Below are 21,318 nucleotides of genomic sequence, written 5' to 3'. Positions count from 1 at the left end.
CTATTACAAGCAATAAGCAGACACTATTATCCATCTGTTTACTGCTCTGTGACATTAGCGCTTGCTAAGCAGAGCTGAATTATCTACAGCTCAGGAAATAAACATGTCAGAAGTGTTAACCATCAATAGCCGTTCGACAGACAAAAAAAAGTCTGTTTCCACAAAGAGCATTTTATTCTTTCTTGCACTGGCTTTGATCGCCGCCTTATTAAACAGCAGTGCGCCAACGCCGCTTTACCCTCTCTATCAACAGCAGTTGGGCTTAACCGCCGTCAGCCTGACAGTTATCTACGGCGCCTATGCGGCGGGCGTTTTGATTGCGTTATTTAGCGTGGGAAATCTTGCCGGGAAGGTCGCCGATCTGCGCAGCCTGATGATGCCCGCACTGCTGGCTGTCTTTGCCGGTGCCCTGCTGTTTTCTCTCGCCGATTCGTTTGCCTGTCTGTTTATGGCACGCCTGATCGCGGGTGTGGGAACGGGGGCATTAACCGGCGCAGCGAATATCGCCCTGGTGCGGTTTGGTCCCAAAGATGGCGGTAAAGTGGCGGCCCTGCTCGCTACGCTCTCTTTCACCACAGGTCTGGCGCTGGGGCCGGTTTTTAGCGGCGTGGCGATTCAGACAGGTTTCCACAGTCAGACGTTACCGTTTCTGCTGATCATGCTGACGGCCGCTATCGCCCTTATCGGGTTACGTTTCAGTTGGCCAGCTGAGCGTCACGACCAACCCTCGGTCGCCACCTCTTCACCTGCCACCTCAGTGGAGGCGACACTGAAAGCCGGACTGAAAGCGACAGGCGTGCGGTTTTTCCTCTGTGCCGGCGCGCTGTTTATGAGCTGGGCGTTTGCCGCCAGTATCTTGTCGATTGGTCCGGCCGTGTCCGAGCATCTGCTTGGCATTCATAGCCAGGGCGTTTATGGCTATGTGATTGCGGTTTATTTAGTGGTGGCTGGTATCAGTCAGATTCTGAGCCGCCGGATTCGCGCCCGCACGTCTCTTGCTGCTGGCTGCCTTACGCAGGCCATATCCATCGTGCTTTTTACCTGGGCGATTGGCCACCACTCTCTGGTCTGGGCATGTACAGGATTGATCGTCGCCGGCTATTCCTATGGCGCGATCTTTGTAGGAAGTGCAACTCTGGTGAATATGCTCTCCCCTACCGCCAGTCACGCAAAACTGATTTCATTGTTTTACGTGATTGCCTATATCGCTAACTGGGTGCCCGTGCTGTTAGGCGCGGTGGTGGATCATGCCAGCCTGGACCTGGCCGTTAATTTGCTGTTCGGCGTTGGTGCGGTTATCTGTTTGCTACTGAGTATCGCGGTGTTTGGGATAAAGATGGAAAAAGCACGACTAAATAACGTGACGTGATGAGGTTTACTGACTGGTTCTGACCGCGCTTAGGAAACACTTATCCGTGCCCAGAGTGACACATTGCTTCAGATGTCACGACGGACATCTCGCGAATTTTTGCTGCGTAGCTTCACCAGAACCTGGTGAAGCTGACCAACAGAGAGATCTTTAACGACAGAATGCGGTTTTCCCCGCAGCCATTCAAAAAAGTAGCCAATGCCCAATAAATCGAGTCCTTCACTGCTGAACAGGTATTCGTTTTCTTTCAAATCAAACAGTGTACGAAAATCGTCATCTTCGATATCGAAGCTGACGGCAAAAAACGTTTCGGCTGCCTCTAAAAAATCGACGCCATCCATACCGGCAAGATGAAGGTCTCGTTCCAACAATGTATTTTCATTGACGACTTTAGACTTCCATCCCGCATAGTCACGAACAAATGCGATGACTTCCTCCAGTTCAGGACTCATTTCAGCACCGGCCTCCAAAGGTTTATATGCCCCAGATTATCATTTTTTACTTCAGCCTCGGGATTGGCTGCCCGAACGGCTGAAAGAAAACCGGCAAAGTCCTGATTAAATAGCGAGTAGTTATTCAGGATACTGACTGTTTTTTCTGTCTGCGAGGCACCTGTGCGATAACGAAGCTGCCAGACACGACGATTGCTAATCTGCGTTCCGGTCGGTCTCACCTGAATAAGTTGGCCCAGCGAGATTTTTTATTAAAGATGTCTTCCTTACGCTTTTGGTAGAGGAAATTTGCCTCGTAATAGTAATCCTCCGTGTTCATCCCAAGACGTTTAAGCAGCGGTGTATCAATAGAAATCTTCTTCAACTCACCTTTAACAGCAAAGAAATCGTCTCGTTTGAACAGTGGCAGAAAGAAATACTTAATCAGCAAAATGATAAACGCCAGCGTTAAACTCAATGACAGAAAAGAATGCATATTATTATTTATTATTTATTATTTTTCAGGAACTTCAATTTTATAACACAACGACAATATTATCTTCTTTAAAACGCAGAACGCTGGCGATGCATAAAAGCCTCGACGTTAATCGTAAGCTTAATTTTAGCCTGTCTTCCTCAAAACCTGCCTGATCTGGGCCTGCGTCGACGTACCTTTCATTGGACCACGCTAACTCATTGCCAGCGAACCGCTGGTATTTGCCCATCTCAGAGCCTTCTGCGGCGATGTATCCGTCAGAAACAGGCTAACAAAGGTCGCGCCGAAACAGTCAGTGGCGTTGCATAAATTTCGATGGCTACCGACAGACTACTTCCGGAAAATAGACACGATGGACAGGTCACAACTGACAATGAAGATCGTGAACTACGGGGTGAAGGCCAGGGTCATTTTAGAACTGCTTCACGACAGTAAAAACAGCGATCAACCGCGCTGAGCGCGTCTGAAACGCCAGGCTTTGTAAGTGATAACAGGCGGCTGAGAGAATGCTGCAACGGCAGCGCCACAGGCCAGACCGATAGCACCCGGGATAACCGATTGGGCTGAGCCAAAAACAAGCAGGATAAAGAACACGACCAGGCAAAATGTCACGGCAACAGCAGCAATAATAAAGCGTCGGGCCAGGTCGTTAATAGCTTCGCCCAGTGTATCGCCAGAGCGTTGTGACATGTTTTTTATTCTACCCAGCTCACGTAACGTGAAACCGGCCTGCATAAGGGTTTCTTCGCTGACTTTCAATTTTTATCCTGACGTTAAGAACGTTACGGGTCTGTATACCAGATTATTAAGAGCACGGCGACACAGGGGGATAAAGTAATAACGGAGCCTTACTGCATCTTCGTAATCATCAACAGACTTCATAGTTGCAAAGCATTCTGCGTAATTACAGGATTATTCGAAAGGATTTCAATATCAGGCGAAGAGTGTACCGCTCTTGCTGTCCATCTGACTTCAGCTATTTGGCTGCGGGCTGGATAATAGAGGTTTAATAGCCATTTCGATGATTTCATCTATTTAAAAAGGCAGATGCGTTTTTCACTGCAGATATCACCCTGGACAACATACTCCGGCATGCAGGCAATCCCAGCCCCTGAAAGCACCGATTTTCGTAACGGCGTACGGTCACAGACCGCAAGCGATTTGGGAATGTTGAAAAAGTGACATTCGTTAGTGATCTCATAAGCCCAGTTGTTGCTGCCGGTCAGCAAGCTGGCATCAGTAAGTATTGCGGTGAGGCAACGGTCACGAACGGCTCGGCCATCAGATTACGCTTCACAAGCAGAAGCTGCTGATCCTGTGGATGGCTAAAGGCGTTGACGGTGCCAATGTGGAAATTGTTATGGAGCTCCCAGGAGAGTGCGAGTGGCTGATGAAGGATTTCGGAGTCAGGGTTTGGTGACGCGGTGAAAGTCCCGGAGGCGGTTTAGGCAAGGGCCACAGAATAGCGGATTGACGCTGAGGACGCGTGAAATGGTCGGGTATTTCCCCCTTCTTTTCGCCACTATCAGAATTTAGATCTGCCACTAAAAATGATGGATTACGTTGCGATTTGCGTGAAATTTCTGCGTACGCTTTCGCAGTTTGCTATTTTCACTCTCGCTGCGTTTTCTCCTGCCTGTTTAAATATTCCAGTCATTTAGCGCGATACGGATGTGTTGCCCCACATCCGCATCGCTGATCACAATCACTATTAACAGGAATAGTAATCATGACTGCCTTCGATTGTATTTCAGGCCACACTGAACCTAAAGCATCAAACTATACCCAGCGCTATGCGACCGTGGGTTATGTGACCCGCACTCCAAATTATCGCCGCGTTCCAGCGATCACCCTGAAGGGCTGCTGGCTAAAAGAAGCGGGTTTTCCGATTGGTGTGCAACTGGATGTGAAGGTTACCTGGTGCCAGATTATTATCAGCTTCAAACCCAGGGACGTGATAAACGGGACGCGGGTGGGATCGATTAAGGATCTGGCTTCGCTGTCCGTGCAGCAGAGGAAGCGGGTGATGAAGGCGATTGGGTTGACTGAGTGGTAAGAGGTTGAGGGGGCTTGCTCCTGCGGAGGTGGGAGCAGGCTGGATTTGTTACGCTTAGACTAAATGCAGAGTTACTATGACCGAGGCCAATTTAGCGAAGATGGGCATTGCACGCGTAAAACGCCTTGCGGATAAAGATGGTAAGCCCTGCGCCATTGAAAAAGCGCCGGTAAGCGAGGTGGAATATGCTTTCTACTGCGATGCCGCTCCCCTTCTGGCTCAGCATGGCATTCTGACGCCCGTTGTGAAATCAGCCTGCTACGAACAACGAAAGCTCATACTCGAATATATTCCTGAACCCATCCAACAAGACGCTGTTACGGACAATACATTCCTGTCCGTTCTTGCACGATTACATTCTGTACCGCCTGATCCCTCATGGACGTTCAGCACACATCAGTGGGACGAGGCAGCACTGGAAAGCTGCCTCGATCTGCTTCGCCTGCCTTTTCAGGCGGAACGGCAATTTTGGGCAATACAGAAGCACAGCAATGTGCTTTTTGAACCGCATTGCGTGATCTCCGGTGATACCAATGCAGGTAACTGGGGAAAGAGAGAAAATGGCGAACTGGTGCTTTTCGACTGGGAACGCTTTGGCCTGGGTAGCCCGGCGATAGATTTAGCGCCTTTGATCAAAGGGATGGGAGGAGAAGAAGACTATCGGGCCATAGCGCGACGCTATTGTCAGTTGAATAGCAGGTTTAATGCGGATGTGCTGGCGAAAGAGATCGCCCTTGCTAAAGCGTGGATTGTGAATGAGGTGGTGCTGATATTGAGTGAGCGGGGAAAGCCGGAACTGGCGAAGTATTTGGGATGGTACGGGGAGGTGTTGCCTGAGTGGTTGGCATCATTGAGAACAGGCAAAAAATATTAGAGTCCTTAAAATATTATACTTTAAGTCAAACTGTGAACTTATCGATTAAGCTCAGTACACCGCCAAAAGAAATCAGGAACACAAAACATCCAAAGCTTAATAAAAAAATATTAAAGAAAGGAATCATCCATCGCATCAATTCGACATTACTCTCATCAACAAACTGATATGCCTCGCTGTTTTTATCCAAGAAAAATATACTTTTATTTCTTTTAAGTCTGATAAAGAAATATGCCATCGTGACAGCACCAAAGAAGCCGATCATACTGCTGTAAAGATACGGCGCAGGAAGTACATGCTTTTTCCGGAAAAGCTTAATAAGCTCATAATATTTCCTTCTGTTTAATGCGTAGAGAAGGATAGACAAGACGAAGCCGATATTAGCAAGCAGTATAATTAAAACAATAAATATTTTCATTTCAGTATAAAGTTAAAATTTTCAAAAAAGGCATCCTTCTCCTATCCAACCTGCATACTGAAAAACCAGCGATGCAATAAAGATAACATCAGTTTGTTGCCCGAAAATCAAGGTACAGGCAGAACCTTAGCCCTTACGACTCATAAATATCTGATGTAACGAACAAAAGAAATGGCTTTGATGGCTTCGTCTTCAACACTTAGTTTAGTGCTACTATCAGTCGCAGTCGGGAACGTAACCAGTTTCTCAACTGATACCACTCTCGACTCCGCGCCTTGCATAGCCCATTTAGGCACATACTTTATCGATATCGATTTGTACAAAGGTGCCTATGGTCTTATACGCATATGCGCGCTTGTAAGATCATCGTGTTAAAAGATCTTAATGACGCCTTTGTCGATTTGAGTTGAAAACTCAGCCGTTACCAAATGCGATTGTGATTTCTGATTCATGACGTCATAAGCGATTGAATATCTTTCACCCGGTGAAAATGTAAATCCAAATAGTGGAAGGCATTCCCCTTTAGCTACATAAACAGGTTTATCGTCAAAAACTTTATGAAGCGTATCGTCTTTATCGCCGTTTATTTGAATAGCAGTAATCCTTTCATCTGATTTCAGTGGCGACACTACACAAACTTGATTATCTTTGATAATCGCTGAGGTTGATTCTCGCTCAGTCATCCTGTCACCCGGACCAGGACATCCGGTTAAAATAAATACTGAAGCCAATAAAATTTTACCCTTCATGGTTATCATCCTTTTCCCGTAACGATTTTCTGATAAAGCGACGATACATCCTGAATCCTGTCGTTTCCCCTATACATCCCCATTCGCCCTTGTCTTTGATAATAGCGCCATTTATCAGGGCCATATACCAGTAACAACCAGTAATCAGCTAAAATGGATGCCTGTTGTTCAAGAGAGTAATCAGTGAGCTTATTTTTATCAAGTTTATAGGCATAGTCAGCGGCCCAACTAAAAGCGCCTCGCAGTCTGACCCACTGCCCGTTTTGATGCTGCCAGACATGTCCAAGCTCATGGATAAAAACGTATTTATCTTCAATAAAAACAGCGTTTGAAGAGAAATCCTCTTTATACATTGGTTTTCTGTACCACAGCTCTCCATTTGGCGTCATGGCATAGTTTTGCTTCTGCAAACCAAAGGGTAAATAGCTGTCACAATGAATCCAGACGCGATTATAGGCGATGGAATCACCAAAAATCCGGCGAGCCATTGCAATCTCACCTAACGTCATACGGCGTTGTGTTCCTTCTTCAGCTTGAGTGCTCATAATCAATCCTCCTTATGCACCTGCCCAACGTTCATAGCGAGTTGTTGGCTCTCGATCATGCTTGGGATTTGGCTTGATTTCTAGTAACATCTATGATGTTGTGTCGAAAACTAACATACATTACATCAGTTTTTTGTGACGATTCTACTGCTTTAAATAATCAAAAGGTTTTTGGGCTATGCCCGTAGCCGTGATAAAAATGACTAACATCATGGTGTATTAATAATCAGGATCAGGTCAGCTTTCCCACATTTTTATCATAAATTCATATTTTTTTGTCAGATATTAGTCATCTTGAGACATCAAAAGAATTATAGTGCCCATCTGTATACTTTCCGATAGAGAGGAAACATGCAACCCATTCACCCCCTTATCAAAGCAGCTAGAGAAAAGAAATTACCGCATCCAGCTCAGCTGAATGAGTTCAATCAAAAGCACTGGATTCAATTTATGAACCAAATAGGTCCGCTAACTGCAGAGGCTTCAGCATACATTTCGGGTGCTACGTGGCTTAATAATAACTTTCAAAGTATTAATAATACTCGAAAGCAATTTTCTTTTTTAAAGGACCTCAGACCTGAATATCATGAAATGATTAGGGCGCATATCGCTAGCGCTAATTTTGCATTTTTTCAGGTATGCGAAGAACAAAAAGATATTTTTGAAGACACAAGCAATACAGCTATAGAGCAGTTTATTATTTCAAAAACTTCGATGGTAGGAAAAAGCGATCCGGTAAGTGTTAACAGTGTAAATATGCATAGGCTTGACAGTCTAAGAGGTCCATTATTCGAGCTATTTAAATATAAGGACCGTATGCATATACTCTTTCCTGATGATCGCCCAACAATGTTATCGAAAATTGACTTTTACCACGCAGAAATGAGGCTATCTCAGCACTTTCATAGCTTTTCTTCGCTGTGGCAAGACTTGCTCTATGGTCGTGCAGCATTCACTTTCCAGCAGAAACAAGTGTTTTTCATGCAATGCCATTCTGACTATCACCGCATGAAAACAATTGCAGAATTCCGTCGCGATCATTTTTTAGTCACTTCGATAACTGAAGCTTGTACCATAATGGATAAATTTCAGGGTATCAATTTTTGGTCAAATTATCTTCATTATGAACCTAGTAAACAGTTGAGCATAGCACCATTGCATTCATTATCTCAACGTTCGCAAATAATTGCCAAACATCAGCCTTTATCGGCTTTAATTCAGCTTGATGACCACCTAAAATCATTATTAAACCGCAAAACACTCCCTTGTATTGAACGTAAATTACAAAGCGTTTTAGATGTTTGGGTTCATCTATCTGTGCTGGCTGTTCAGATTGATGAACATCTGCATACAAACGAGGAAATCAACGACTGGTCAAAACTAGTACAATTAGCACCTCAATTTGAACATTCTAATCTCATTTCTGCACTGATACAATGTTGTGAATATAGCGAAACTGAGATCATCAATGCTCTAGATTTACTGACTTGGAGAGGAAAGTCACCGCAAGAGGATTTATGGGTTCAGCCTCTGGTGTCTGTTGAGGATAATTATATTTTCCCGATCAGTGCTTTTCTTACAGCTAGCCTCACCCGCAATATAGATTGTTGGATGGCCAAAATAGATCCCAATGATACTCGCCGTGGAAAACTATTTGAGAAAGATTTGATTAGAGTATTGGAAGAGTGCCGAAATGGAAATTCGGTGATGAAGGAGCATTTGCGCTATACCTCTGCAATTGAACTTAACTATCATGGACATAGGGAAGAAATAGACCTTACCTTCACTTTCGGAAACTTATTAATTATTGTAGAAGCTCGTAGCCGTAAAACATCCATTACACCACTTGATTACGACAATGAACTTTTCGATTCTAACGGGCTGGTTCATAAAACCAAGCAGGCCATTAGGAAAGCAGCCTTTGTGAAGGATAATCTTAAAAATTTTTGTAGGGATTTTTACCCCCACTTATCTGGTAAAGAAGAAGTTGAGGTTGTCCCACTTGTAATCATCAATGGTCAATTTCATGCGGGTTTTCCACTGAATGACGTACCGATTATCGATTCAGCGCTTCTCTCACATTATCTTCGAGATCGTGAGGTGCGTTTTATGGCTGCAGCACCTTATGACAAACATCAGTATGGCATCCCACTTTGGCAAAGCCTCGAAGAAGCACAAAGACGTTTTAGGGATTATCTTTCATGCCCTACCTTGATAAAAGTTTACAATTCAATGTGCAGAGAGTCAGTAAAACGCTCGAAAAACCTCGGGCAGGGTTTTGATGAGGTTGTTTCAATTACATTCGAAATTGATTTCATGGGATGGGAAGAGCAACTGGCCCATCTTGAGAAAACATTTCCAAATCAACTTGTAAAATATTACTGACAGCAATTGCGCCTAACTGGAATGTTAGGCGCATTATACAATGAATAAAAAAGTGTAAAGTAAGGAGGTAAAAAATAGGAATGAGGCTCGATATATTTACGTGTTCGAATCGCCACGGATAATCTAGACACTTCCGGGACATTGATAATATTTATTTTCGTATTCTGCCGGTGGCATCTGATTGCTCGAACCATGCCGACGCCAACAGTTATAAAACATTTCGATGTAAACAAAAATATCGCTGCGGGCTTCTTTCCGTGTTTCGTAAATCTTTTTCTTAACCCGGTCGTGCTTCAGTCGTTGGAAAAAGCTTTCCGCAACCGCGTTGCCGTAGTAGTTACCGCGACGACTCATGCTGCCTTCCAGGCCGTGTGATTTCAGGAAAGATTGCCATCCATGGCTCGTGTAATGACTGCCCTGATCGGAGTGAACCAGTACCTGTTTTTGAGGATTTCCATGCCGCCGAACTTCGCTTTCCAGTTGTAGTACGAGGCCTCAGAGATCCCGGCCTCGCGGCAGACATCCTTAACGGTGCGTCCGGCTTCGACGGACTTCAGAACGGCGATGACCTGGTGTTCGGTAAATCGTGCTTTGCGAATGGCGATCTCCTCCAAGGATATAATCAGTATGCCGGAAGATCTCTAAATGTGAATGGTGCGGTTTGCCGGGGTACTTACATCAACATCGCAAGTTAATATTTTTGCAAGATGAAACTGTGTATTTTTTTCATCACCAATAGTATTAATCAGCAAATCTAACATTCTAGCCATGAATAAATCCATAGCACAGTTTCTAATCAACTGAAGTGGTTCAGGTGTATTTGTAAGACCATTAAGCTTTCTAGTTGCTTGCAACTTATTTTTGTAAAAATAATATCAACACAAACAGCGATTTCATTTGGCATTAAATAGATATTTCTTTATCAATAATAGATAAAAGTTCCATTAACTTATTCTCAGAGGAATATTTTAAATTGCATTCAATTATTTTAGTCTTTAACAATAACAGCTCTATTAGGTCTAATATCTCCGAAAACTGATCAAACGAGCATCCAAGTTTATTATAGTAGTTAAATAGAAGTATTGTAAGCATCACTACTACGTGACCAAGTAGTGCCCATTATGTAGCGAATGGACATACACGCTTGAAGATAATGGATGATAAATCTCAGTAACTCAATACGTAGCAAAATAGTGTATATCCACCCCCTCTTGATTAGGTGGTAATTTGCGAGCATCATCGCAATTATTTCCCTAACTATGAAATCTATGGACTCCAGCAAAAACCTGCAACGGGCAATTGCCAGCATCACGATCTGGCGCAAAGGTGAACAACGTGCACCACATAAGCCATTGCTACTGTTGTATGTGCTGGCATGTTACCAGCACGGCCACAGCCGCCTGTTCGATTACGGTTCAGAAATTCGCGATAACCTGCATAGCCTGCTGGAACGGTTTGGGCCTCAACGCGCTCAGCATCGCCCTGATATGCCCTTCTGGCGTTTGCAGGGCGATGGATTCTGGGAGCTGCAAAATGCGGAACGCTGTTCCACAGCAGGTAGCAGTAAACAGCCTCCGGCAGGAGAGCTACTTGAATATAACGTTGCGGGTGGCTTCGACGAGCAGCATTTTGCCATGCTGATAAAAAGCAGAAACCTGATTAATGTGCTGGCACAGCAAATCCTCGAAGCGAACTTTACCGAAAGCATTCAGGAGGAACTTGCTGACGAATTAGGTTTTGATATCCGACAAATTCGTAAACAACGCGACCCTCTTTTTCGCCAGCAGGTTCTACGCGCTTATAATTACGAATGCGCTATATGCGGATTCAACATGAGGCATGACAACACGTCTGTAGCCCTGGAAGCCGCGCATATCAAATGGAAACAATATGGTGGTCCTTGCGAGATCCCTAATGGGCTGGCGCTCTGTGCAATCCACCACAAAGCCTTTGATAAAGGCTCGATTGGGTTAGATGAAAATATGCGGGTTAAGATCTCTGAAGCTGTTAACGGGAGCGGTATCGTCGGCAGACTATTCTGGGATTTTCAGGGAAAGGTGATTTCATTGCCGCAGGTGAAAGCACACTATCCACAGGAGGGATTTGTAGATTGGCATCGGCGCGAAGTTTTTAAGGAATAGTTGTCTCTGCCATAGCTTCCCATCACTACACGGAAGCCAAGGGGCTGCTCGTTGCTAGCCAGGATACCGTTTCTAATAGAGCTATGTGCCTGGAGCGGACGTAAGAACTAAAACGTACCGCGAGGTATCTATGCCAGAGCGAGTAGCGCTGAGGTCGTCCCCGTGAAGAAGGCGTTGCTGACACATACCAGCTCTGAACCGCCTCATCACCCAGCCAGAAAGTGATGTCGCTACGGTTAATCAGGGCTCTGTTGTTGATAAGCCATTTGACGATTTTGAAATTCTGCTTTGCTGATGCAAGTTACCAAATTGATAGCTGTATGGTCGATAGTCTACGGCAGTTCAAACAAATTGTTGAATCATGTGGAGGAAAAATCCAAGTTCATGCTGAACTACCAGACGGCCCAAGCCACGGTTTCAAGCTGTGATATTCCTACTTTCACATGTGAAAGCTCATCCTCGACCAGTTTCTGTCTAAAAAATCATCCTTAACAATAAAAATTCAAGGTTAAATTGAATTTTTATTGTTAATAAGGCTAAAATCAGTTTAAACAGGGCCAACCCAGAGCATAGAAATGATACGTTGCCATCTCGCCCGCCTAATGGGGGAGCGGAAAATGAAGATCTCAGACGTTTTACGAGAGACAGGGCTTAGCCGCAATACAGTGACCCTGATGTACAAGGAAACAGCTCAAAAGATAGATATCGAGGCATTGGATAAGCTCTGCCAGCTCTTTGCTTGTGAAGTGGCGGATATACTGGAATTCACGGATGAATAGCGTAACACGTGTAGAGACACCCTATGCCCGCGACGTATCAAAATCATTAGGTGTAACCCATGACTAAAGAACAACAAATTGAGCAAGATTTAATCACCAGTCTGCAAGACCTCAAATACACCTACCGCAGCGACATTCGCGACAAGGCTAGCTTGGAGCAGAACTTCCGTAAGAAGTTCGAAGCTTTGAACCGAGTCAACCTATCCGATGCAGAATTTAACCGCCTCCGTGAAGAGATCATCACAGCGGATGTCTTTTTGGCCGCTCAAGTGCTACGTGAAAAGGGGAAATTTACCCGTGAAGATGGCACTCCGTTGGAATACATGCTGGTTAATCTTAAAGACTGGTGTAAAAACGACTTTGAAGTGATTAGCCAGCTTCGTATCAACACAGATAACAGTCATCATCGCTATGACGTGATTCTATTGCTCAATGGCTTACCGCTGGTACAGATTGAGCTGAAGTCGCTACAGATCAGTCCTCGCAGAGCGATGGAGCAAATTGTTGAGTATAAAAACGACATTGGCAACGGGTATACCAATACTCTACTCTGCTTTATACAGTTATTTATCGTCAGTAATGGTAACGATACGCGCTATTTCGCCAATAATCGCAAAGAGCACTTCAGTTTTAATGCCGATGAGCGTTTCCTGCCCATTTATCAGCACGCAGATAAGAACAACAAGAAAATTGCTCATTTGCATGAATTTGCTGATGACTTCTTGTCAAAGTGTACCTTGGGTCAATTGATCAGCCGCTATATGGTACTAGTGCAGAGCGAGCAAAAAATGCTCATCATGCGCCCATATCAAATCTATGCCGTTAAAGCTATTGTGGATGCTATTCACCAGAACCGTGGTAATGGCTATATCTGGCATACCACAGGTTCTGGTAAAACACTCACGTCATTCAAAGCCTCTACTCTATTGAAAGATAATCCCGATATTGAAAAATGCTTATTTGTGGTCGATCGCAAAGATCTCGATCGCCAAACACGAGAGGAATTCAACAAATTCCAAGAAGGATGTGTAGAGCAAAACACCAACACCGAAACACTTGTACGCCGCATGTTATCAGAAGACTATGCCGATAAAGTGATTGTCACTACCATTCAAAAGCTTGGTCTGGCCTTGGATGAAAATAGCAAACGCAACAAGGCTCAGCAGAAAAATGGCAAACAGACCTATAAAGAGCGTTTGGAGCCGCTGCGTGATAAGCGCGTGGTATTTATCTTCGACGAATGTCACCGCTCTCAATTTGGTGAGAACCATAAAGCCATTAAAGAATTTTTCCCCAAAGCTCAGTTATTTGGTTTTACCGGCACACCTATCTTTGACGAAAATTCAAGCTATCAGCAAGTAGATGGCAACTTGGCCTCTTTCAAAACCACGGAAGATATTTTCGAAAAAGAGCTACACGCCTATACCATCACCCACGCCATTGAGGACAAAAACGTACTGAGTTTCCACATTGACTATTATGGGAAAGACGATGGTAAAGATGCTCAAACCAAGCTTAAGAAAAAAGAACTGCCACCACCTGAAGCAGTAATAAAAGCCATTCTCGACAAACACGATAGCGCCACAAATCAGCGCCGCTTTAATGCCATATTAGCAACAGGATCGATCAATCACGCCATCGAGTACTTTGAGCTATTTAAAACGCTTCAAGCACAAAAGCAGTCTGAAGACGAAAATTTCGAGCCATTAAATATCACCTGTGTATTCTCACCTCCGGCCCAGATTGCTAAAGAGAACGATGGTAACGGCAATGGTAATGTAAACGGCAATAAGAATGCGGCAGACATTAAGCAGCTTCAGGAAGATCTGCCCCAAGAAAGTGCTGACAACCAGGTAGAACCCGAAAAGAAAAAGGCTGCCCTGATGGCGATTATTGCCGACTACAATGTGCAATACGGCACTAATCACACCATTAACGAATTCGACCTTTACTATCAGGATGTGCAGCAGCGCATTAAAGACCAAAAGTACAGCAATGCTGATTACCCTCGTAAAAACAAAATCGACATCACCATTGTGGTGGACATGCTATTAACCGGTTTTGATTCAAAATACCTCAATACTCTGTATGTGGATAAAAGCTTGAAGCATCACGGGCTTATCCAGGCATTCTCGCGCACCAATCGTGTACTAAACGACACCAAACCTTGGGGCAATATTCTGGACTTCCGTTATCAGGAAAACGAAGTCAATGCCGCCATTGAATTGTTTTCTGGCGGGGCGAAAGACAAAGCCCGAGAAATCTGGCTGGTCGATCCAGCGCCCAAAGTGGTTGAGGCATTCCAGAAAAAGGTGGACGAATTGCAAACCTTTATGGAGTCTAAAGGCTTAAGCTGCGAGCCATCTGAGGTGCATAACCTCAAGGGCGATACGGCCAAGGCCGAGTTTATCAACCACTTTAAGGAAGTGCAGAAGCTGAAAACCCAGCTAGAGCAATACACTGATCTGGACGAAGAAAGCAAAGCGATCATCGAACAAAAATTGCCAACGGATACCCTACGGGGCTTTAAAGCTATTTACCTCGACACCGCTATGGAGCTAAAGCGCAAGCAAGGTAAAAGTGATGACAACGAAGAATCAGTTGAGCAGCTTGAGTTTGATCTGGTACTTTTTGCCTCCAGCATTATTGATTATGACTACATCATGGGGCTGATTGCCAAATCCACGCAAAAAACCGGTAAGCAGAAGATGACACGCCAGGAGCTGATCGATCTTATCAGCGCCAATTCTAACTTGATGGAAGAGCGTGAAGATATTATTGCTTACATCAATAGCCTCAAGACGGGTGAAGCACTTAATGAAAAGCAAATCCGCGAAGGTTACCAGGCTTTTAAAGTGCAGAAAGCCGCGCAGGTATTAACACAAATTGCCGAAAAACATGGGCTACAAACCCAATCACTGCAAGTTTTCGTGGATGGTATTCTGGATCGCATGATTTTTGATGGCGAACAATTAACTGACCTACTTGCTCCCTTAGAGTTGGGCTGGAAGGCGCGTCGCGTGGCGGAGCTGGCTTTAATGGAAGATTTAGTACCTTACCTGCAAAAACAGGCCGAAGGACGTGAAATTTCGGGATTAGATGCGTATGAGTAAGCAAAAAAATGAATTGGTTCCAGAGTTACGCTTTCCTGAGTTCATGCGTAGCCCGGGCTGGGATGCCGTTTATGGTAACAAGGCCTTTGAACAGGTTAGCAATAAAGACCACAATTCAGATCTTCCAATCCTAGCTATAACGCAGGAGTATGGAGCTATTCCCCGGGAAATAATCGATTACAACGTATCCGTGACCGAGAAGAGTGTGCAAAGTTACAAAGTTGTAGACGTAGGAGACTTTATTATCAGTTTAAGGTCGTTCCAAGGGGGGATTGAGTATTCTGAATATAAAGGGCTATGCAGTCCAGCTTATGTGATCCTTCGTAATAAAAGGGGTATTGATAAACGATTTTTCAAACAGTATTTCAAGGCGAAGTCCTTCATTCGTGATCTAACAAAAAATCTTGAGGGATTACGCGATGGAAAGATGATTAGCTACAATCAATTTTCAGAAGTTCTTCTGCCAAAGCCTTCACCTGAAGAGCAGCGAAAAATCGCTAACTGTCTCGCTTCCATTGACGAGCTGATCACGCTACACACCCAAAAGCTGGATGCCCTCAAAGACTATAAAAAAGGGTTAATGCAGCAACTCTTTCCTGTCGAAGGTGAAACTGTACCCAAGCTCCGATTTCCTGAGTTTCAGGATAAGGGTGAGTGGGTGAAGAAACCGTTCGAACGAGTTATAGAAATTGCGTCTGGCCAGGTTGACCCCACAAAGTCACCATACTGCGACATGCCTCATATAGGCGGCGAGAATATTGAAAGCGACTCTGGGAAAATCTTAAATGTCAGCACAGCAAAAGACCTTAATCTTATTAGTGGAAAGTATGCTTTCGATGAAAGTTACATCCTTTACTCGAAGATCCGACCTGCACTGAATAAAGTCGCGAGACCGAATTTCAAAGGCATTTGTAGCGCTGATATTTATCCGATTCGCCCAGCGACTGATGAACTTCTTCTGGTTTTTCTTAGTTATATACTTCTATCCAAGGAGTTTTTGGATCACGCGAAAAAACACTCTGATCGAGGCAAGATACCTAAGGTTAATCGTGAAGCGGTGATGGCCTATATCGCTTCGCTTCCGGCCCCCGACGAACAATATAGGATCGCTAATTTTCTCTGTTCTATCGATGAGCTACTTGCCTCTCAAACTCTAAGAGTTGGAGCTCTCAGGGCCCACAAAAATGGTTTGATGCAAAAGCTCTTCCCTGTCATGGATGAGGTGGCGTGATGGCAAAAAACTTGGCTACTTTTCAAGAGATAAGCGAGGTCGCAGCTTATCTTCGGGAAATACTAGACACTAAAAAGTATGTTCTCTTATTTGCCTATAACGGTACAGGTAAAACTCGGCTATCAATGGAGTTTAAAAAGCAAGGAAAAAACCGCGATGAACGGGATACCCTTTACTTTAATGCGTTTACTGAAGATCTGTTCAATTGGGATAATGACCTAGAAGCTGATGTAAGTAGAGAACTTCGATTAAACACTCACTCACGATTTTTTGATGGGCTGTTCGCATTAGAGATGGATAATAGAATTCGTCCTCTTTTGCAATCCTATGCGGATTTTGATTTCAAGATCAAAGAAAAAGAAATCGAAATTACAGAGGGGGATACGGTTTATAAACAATCTATAACATATGTATCGTTCGAGCGTGAAACTTTGGTTGATGGCAAAACGGAGTTGGTCGAAAACATTAAGATTTCACGAGGCGAAGAAAATCTCTTTGTTTGGTGCTTCTTCCTTGCCATTGTTCAGCTTGTGCTCGATAAAGAGGAAGGATCGCCATATGCCTGGGTTCAGTATATTTACATTGATGACCCAATATCTTCCCTCGATGATAATAATGCAATTCAAGTGGCAAATCACTTGGCTCAATTATTAAAATTGAGCAACAACGGAATTAAAACGGTTATTTCTTCGCACCACGCACTGTTTTTCAATGTGATATGTAATGAGTTAAAAAGTGGATTGAGATACATGCTTTGCAGCCATGAAGGACGAGTGAAGTATTCCCTGAAAGACACGTCAGATACTCCGTTTTTTCATCATGTGGCGTCTTTAAAGAGGTTGGCAAAAGCAGCTAAGCGTAATGAGCTTTACACTTATCACTTCAGTATTTTGCGTAACATCCTTGAACGTTCCGCGAGCTTCCATGGTTTTAACGGCCTGTCTGATTTTGTAAAACGCGACAAGGATGATCCTGATGGTGTACTACATCATCGTATTATTCAATTGTTGAATCATGGCGGCTATTCTCATTTTGAGCCACAAGAGATGATTGAAGAAAACAAACGTCACTTTAAGAATATATTAAATAATTTCATGAAAAACTATGGATTTAACCCCGAATTGTTTCCAGAAGAGCAGGAAGAGACAACAGAATGACCAAAGGACAATTTAATCAGCTAGGTAAAACCCTCTGGGATATCGCTGATCAATTACGCGGCGCGATGAATGCTGATGACTTTCGCGACTACATGCTGTCCTTTCTATTCTTGCGTTATCTGTCTGATAACTACGAGCAAGCCGCTAAGAAGGAATTGGGCAGTGATTACCCCGAACCGGGCAATTATGATCGTCGCGCACCACTAGCAATCTGGTATCAGAACAACCAAGCTGATATTACCGATTTTGAAAAACAGATGCGTCTTAAAACCCATTATGTTATTGAGCCTGAGTTTCTGTGGAGCAGTGTGGCCGAAATGGCACGTACCCAGCATGCGGATTTGCTGGATACACTATGGAAGGGGTTCAAATATATTGAAGAGAAGTCATTCAACAGCACATTTCAGGGCTTGTTCTCGGAAATCAACCTACACTCTGAAAAGCTAGGCAAAAAGCCTGCAGATCGTAATGCCAAGCTTTGTGCCATTATCCAAAAGATTGCCGAAGGTATTTCTGGTTTTAGCAATGCCAGGGACGATCTGGGTGATGCCTATGAATATTTGATTGGCCAGTTTGCAGCAGGTTCAGGAAAAAAAGCTGGTGAGTTTTATACACCTCAACAAGTTTCTACTATCTTGTCAGAAATCGTCACATTAGATAGTCAAGACCCGACGACAGGCCCAAAGAAAAAAATTAAACAAGTAATGGATTTTGCCTGTGGCTCAGGCTCGTTGCTATTAAATGTACGAAACAGGTTAAATGATGAAGGGGGTTCTATAGGTAAAATATTTGGCCAAGAGAAAAATATCACTACCTATAACCTTGCGCGCATGAACATGCTGTTGCATGGAGTAAAAGATACTGAGTTTGAAATTCATCACGGTGATACGTTAGAGAATGACTGGGATATTCTTAATGAGATGAATCCTGCGAAGAAAATGCAGTTCGACGCCATCGTCGCTAACCCACCTTTCAGTTTGCGTTGGGAGCCAACCGAGGCATTAGGTGAAGATTTCCGCTTCAAGAACTATGGTCTTGCACCTAAATCAGCCGCTGATTTCGCCTTTCTTCTGCACGGCTTTCACTTCCTCAGCGAGGACGGGGTTATGGCGATTATTCTCCCGCACGGTGTTTTATTCCGTGGCGGTGCAGAAGAACGGATACGTACCAAGTTGTTAAAAGATGGGCATATAGATACCATCATTGGCCTTCCTGCCAATCTGTTCTTCTCAACCGGCATTCCTGTTTGCATTCTGGTGCTCAAACGCTGTAAGAAGTCAGACGATGTCTTGTTTATCAACGCCGCAGAACACTTCGAGAAAGGAAAACGTCAGAATTACCTTCGTAGAACTGATGAAATGCCTAATGGAGAGTTGGGCGATATAGAAAAAATTATCGATACCTACCAATTCCGAAAGGAAGAAGAGCGATATTCTCGTCGTGTGTCTATGGAAGAGATTGAGAAAAACGGCTTCAATCTGAATATCTCACGTTATGTCAGTACAGCACAGGCTGAAGAAAAAATAGATCTAAAAGATCTCCACAGTGAGTTGGTATCATTGGAAGAAAGAATTAAGAGAGCAACGCTCACTCATAACGCGTTCCTTGAAGAACTAGGACTACCCCCACTTCCCTTAGCTGAAAAAGACTAATCTGGAGTGATGTAACTTATAGGTGAAATATATAGCCCAAATCATCAGTATTCGGGCTCTATATTTATCAATTTAGCCTTCAGTAAGGCAATGTTATTGATCGGCACAAGAAAGGCACAGCCAAGATTATGTAAAGAATGAGCGTCCGCTTCACGCTCACAGCGGACTGTCAGATTTTACTTGTTTCAACCTATAAAGCTGTTAGGTTAAATTTGTGTTAATACAAAATTGTCGCACCCAAAAGTTCCCCCACGTCAGCCCAACCATTTATCCACAGTTCCCCTAATTAATTTTTGCATAGTCAAACGGCGTAATGCCCTTCTCCCGGTTCGCATCCAGAAAGTCCGCCCACCATTGCAGCATCAACTTACGTTCATCGATAAACTCTGCCTTATGGACATAGGCTGCCCGCACAGAGTTACGCTCCATATGGCTCATCTGCCGCTCTAACGCATCCCTCGACCACAGCCCTGACTCTATCAACGAACTACACGCCATTGTGCGAAAACCATGACCACAGACTTCGACTTTCGTGTCATAGCCCATTACCCGAAGCGCCTTATTCACTGTGTTTTCACTCATCGGTTTACGTGGGTCATGATCACCAATAAAAATCAGCCCTTGTTCTCCACAAAACTGTTTGATCTGTTTCAGGATCGCCAGTGCCTGCTTTGAAAGCGGCACAAGATGCGGCGTACGCATCTTTGATCCCCGGTGAGAATGTTTGACGCCGGGAATGGGCTCTCGTTCCGGCGGGATCGTCCACATTGATGTTTCAAAATCAATTTCTGACCAACGGGCAAACCGTAATTCACTAGAGCGAATAAAGATAAGCAGAGTCAGTTCCGTTGCCCGGCAGGTTAATGGTCTACCAGTATAATTATCTACTTTCTGAAGTAGTTCAGGGATACGCTTTAATTCCAGTGCCGGTCGATGTTGCCTGTTTCCGGAAGCAACCGCCCCTGCCATTTCCTGCGCTGGGTTATAATCTATCAGTCCACTCTGCACAGCAAAGCGCATGATAGCCGTAGTGCGCTGCTGAAGACGAGCCGCCACCTCAAGACGTCGAGACATCTCTACGGCTTTAATTGGAATAAGTAGATCTCGTGTTTTAAGCTCAGCAATATTCTGATTACCTATAGCAGCAAAGAGATTATCTTCCAGGCTTTTCAATACACGAGCACTATGCGATGCAGACCACTTCTGATTGCTGGCGTGCCAGTCTCTGGCGACCACTTCAAACGTTATCGCCTCTTGTTCCTGCTCTACTTTAACGGCTTTCTTGTTCTCACTTGGATCGACACTATTTGCTAACAGCTTACGGGCTTCATCCCGGCGTGCCCGGGCATCCGCCAGCGAAACTTCAGGATATTTTCCCAATGCCAGCATTTTCTCCTTACCGCCAAAGCGATAACGCAGTCGCCAGTATTTGGAGCCGTTAGGGTGAACCAGCAAAACCATGCCATCACCGTCAGTCAGTTTGTAGGTTTTTGCTTCAGGCTTTGCCGAACGAACCTTCACATCACTCAGAGCCATGATGAGTATCCTTTCAAGGGTTCTGTGTGGGTACAAACATTATCGAACCGGGATATACCCGCAGTTGTACCCGCATCAGTAAGTTGATGTAGATTGAATCAGGTTGACTTAGGTTGAGTGAAAAAGCGAGGAAAGCCTTGCGGATACTGGATTTCAGGCACAAAAAAAGACGTCCGTTGACGTCTATTGATGTTCCGATGGTGCGAAGGCCGGACTCAAATAATCATGTAAGCAGTTGTTTTAATGGTTAATTTAAAAATCAAAAACCAAAAGTGCCCCCATTTGTGCCCCCCTGGCTTTTTTTAGCGATTTCAACTAGCAGGGTTCTCAATACGGATAAAAACTAGTCGTGTGGAAAACTATCAAACCCATTGGTTAGGTTCCGA

General features: G+C 44.3%; 16 protein-coding genes and 5 pseudogenes. 11 read left to right on the top strand and 10 right to left on the bottom strand.

Annotated features, from left to right (window positions below):
* Window positions 1–103 precede the first annotated feature (103 nt).
* Complete coding sequence (locus tag G5574_RS16345) at window positions 104–1,369, top strand: MFS transporter (RefSeq protein ID WP_164482902.1); 1,266 nt, start codon at window positions 104–106, stop codon at window positions 1,367–1,369.
* Between the two features lie 68 nt (window positions 1,370–1,437).
* Here G5574_RS16345 and G5574_RS16340 read toward each other — a convergent pair whose 3' ends face one another.
* Both G5574_RS16340 and G5574_RS23735 read right to left on the bottom strand, forming a co-directional pair.
* On the bottom strand, window positions 1,438–1,821 hold the full coding sequence (locus tag G5574_RS16340; protein ID WP_033740132.1) for a hypothetical protein: 384 nt from the start codon (window positions 1,819–1,821) through the stop codon (window positions 1,438–1,440).
* A gap of 670 nt (window positions 1,822–2,491) precedes the next feature.
* Window positions 2,492–2,596 (bottom strand): annotated as a pseudogene (locus G5574_RS23735) (sugar kinase); the annotation flags it as partial.
* A gap of 10 nt (window positions 2,597–2,606) precedes the next feature.
* Between G5574_RS23735 and G5574_RS24040 the strand changes: the two are divergent.
* Window positions 2,607–2,753: pseudogene (locus G5574_RS24040) on the top strand (DUF4225 domain-containing protein); the annotation flags it as partial.
* Here G5574_RS24040 and G5574_RS16335 read toward each other — a convergent pair.
* Entirely contained in the window at window positions 2,741–3,055 is a 315-nt protein-coding gene (locus tag G5574_RS16335) for a hypothetical protein (RefSeq protein ID WP_164482901.1), read from the bottom strand. The pseudogene G5574_RS24040 and the gene G5574_RS16335 sit on opposite strands and share 13 nt — an antisense overlap.
* Window positions 3,056–4,025: 970 nt before the next feature.
* Between G5574_RS16335 and G5574_RS16330 the strand changes: the two genes are divergently transcribed.
* Both G5574_RS16330 and G5574_RS16325 read left to right on the top strand, forming a co-directional pair.
* Entirely contained in the window at window positions 4,026–4,352 is a 327-nt protein-coding gene (locus G5574_RS16330; protein WP_164482900.1) for a SymE family type I addiction module toxin, read from the top strand.
* Window positions 4,353–4,428: 76 nt separating this feature from the next.
* Window positions 4,429–5,226, top strand: coding sequence for a phosphotransferase family protein (locus G5574_RS16325; RefSeq protein WP_164482899.1), 798 nt, complete (start codon window positions 4,429–4,431; stop codon window positions 5,224–5,226).
* Window positions 5,227–6,015: 789 nt separating this feature from the next.
* Here G5574_RS16325 and G5574_RS16320 read toward each other — a convergent pair.
* Window positions 6,016–6,393 carry a putative T6SS immunity periplasmic lipoprotein gene (locus tag G5574_RS16320; protein WP_164482898.1) on the bottom strand — a complete coding sequence of 126 codons (378 nt, stop codon included), beginning with the start codon at window positions 6,391–6,393 and terminating at the stop codon, window positions 6,016–6,018.
* 5 nt (window positions 6,394–6,398) lie between these two features.
* Complete coding sequence (locus G5574_RS16315; RefSeq protein WP_164482897.1) at window positions 6,399–6,938, bottom strand: type IV secretion protein Rhs; 540 nt, start codon at window positions 6,936–6,938, stop codon at window positions 6,399–6,401.
* 351 nt (window positions 6,939–7,289) lie between these two features.
* Here G5574_RS16315 and G5574_RS16310 point away from each other — a divergent pair, with 351 nt between their 5' ends.
* On the top strand, window positions 7,290–9,323 hold the full coding sequence (locus G5574_RS16310) for a hypothetical protein (protein WP_164482896.1): 2,034 nt from the start codon (window positions 7,290–7,292) through the stop codon (window positions 9,321–9,323).
* A gap of 123 nt (window positions 9,324–9,446) precedes the next feature.
* Here the strand turns inward: G5574_RS16310 and G5574_RS16305 are convergent.
* The 3 genes and pseudogenes from G5574_RS16305 to G5574_RS23890 all read right to left on the bottom strand — a co-directional run.
* Window positions 9,447–9,773 (bottom strand): annotated as a pseudogene (locus G5574_RS16305) (IS3 family transposase); the annotation flags it as partial.
* Between the two features lie 2 nt (window positions 9,774–9,775).
* Window positions 9,776–9,922: pseudogene (locus G5574_RS16300) on the bottom strand (transposase); the annotation flags it as partial.
* A 42-nt stretch (window positions 9,923–9,964) separates the two neighbouring features.
* Window positions 9,965–10,093: a hypothetical protein gene (locus G5574_RS23890; protein ID WP_280530479.1), complete on the bottom strand. Its 129-nt coding sequence runs from the start codon at window positions 10,091–10,093 to the stop codon at window positions 9,965–9,967.
* Between the two features lie 498 nt (window positions 10,094–10,591).
* Between G5574_RS23890 and G5574_RS16295 the strand changes: the two genes are divergently transcribed.
* Window positions 10,592–11,464, top strand: coding sequence for a phosphorothioated DNA-binding restriction endonuclease (locus tag G5574_RS16295; protein WP_164482895.1), 873 nt, complete (start codon window positions 10,592–10,594; stop codon window positions 11,462–11,464).
* Between the two features lie 139 nt (window positions 11,465–11,603).
* Here G5574_RS16295 and G5574_RS16290 read toward each other — a convergent pair.
* Window positions 11,604–11,738 (bottom strand): annotated as a pseudogene (locus G5574_RS16290) (hypothetical protein); the annotation flags it as partial.
* 301 nt (window positions 11,739–12,039) lie between these two features.
* On the opposite strand from G5574_RS16290, the gene G5574_RS16285 reads away from it, so the two are divergent.
* From G5574_RS16285 to G5574_RS16265, 5 genes are read left to right on the top strand one after another with little or no spacing between them, the layout of a single operon-like run.
* Entirely contained in the window at window positions 12,040–12,243 is a 204-nt protein-coding gene (locus G5574_RS16285; RefSeq protein ID WP_057090061.1) for a helix-turn-helix domain-containing protein, read from the top strand.
* 59 nt (window positions 12,244–12,302) lie between these two features.
* Window positions 12,303–15,356 carry a type I restriction endonuclease subunit R gene (locus G5574_RS16280; protein WP_164482894.1) on the top strand — a complete coding sequence of 1,018 codons (3,054 nt, stop codon included), beginning with the start codon at window positions 12,303–12,305 and terminating at the stop codon, window positions 15,354–15,356.
* Window positions 15,349–16,587, top strand: coding sequence for a restriction endonuclease subunit S (locus G5574_RS16275; protein ID WP_164482893.1), 1,239 nt, complete (start codon window positions 15,349–15,351; stop codon window positions 16,585–16,587). Before G5574_RS16280 ends, G5574_RS16275 begins: the two co-directional genes overlap by 8 nt.
* Window positions 16,587–17,744: an AAA family ATPase gene (locus G5574_RS16270; protein WP_164482892.1), complete on the top strand. Its 1,158-nt coding sequence runs from the start codon at window positions 16,587–16,589 to the stop codon at window positions 17,742–17,744. The genes G5574_RS16275 and G5574_RS16270 overlap by 1 nt, the downstream gene beginning before the upstream one ends.
* On the top strand, window positions 17,741–19,396 hold the full coding sequence (locus tag G5574_RS16265) for a type I restriction-modification system subunit M (RefSeq protein ID WP_164482891.1): 1,656 nt from the start codon (window positions 17,741–17,743) through the stop codon (window positions 19,394–19,396). The genes G5574_RS16270 and G5574_RS16265 overlap by 4 nt, the downstream gene beginning before the upstream one ends.
* A 282-nt stretch (window positions 19,397–19,678) precedes the next feature.
* Here the strand turns inward: G5574_RS16265 and G5574_RS16260 are convergent, their stop codons facing one another.
* Window positions 19,679–20,932 (bottom strand): tyrosine-type recombinase/integrase, encoded by a 1,254-nt coding sequence (locus tag G5574_RS16260; protein WP_164482890.1) that lies wholly within the window; start codon window positions 20,930–20,932, stop codon window positions 19,679–19,681.
* Window positions 20,933–21,318 lie beyond the last annotated feature (386 nt).

This window comes from Pantoea stewartii (genome assembly GCF_011044475.1).
Classification (GTDB): Bacteria; Pseudomonadota; Gammaproteobacteria; order Enterobacterales; family Enterobacteriaceae; genus Pantoea; species Pantoea stewartii.
Note: the sequence above shows the minus strand (reverse complement) of the source record. Positions and strands in the feature narration are given on the sequence as shown.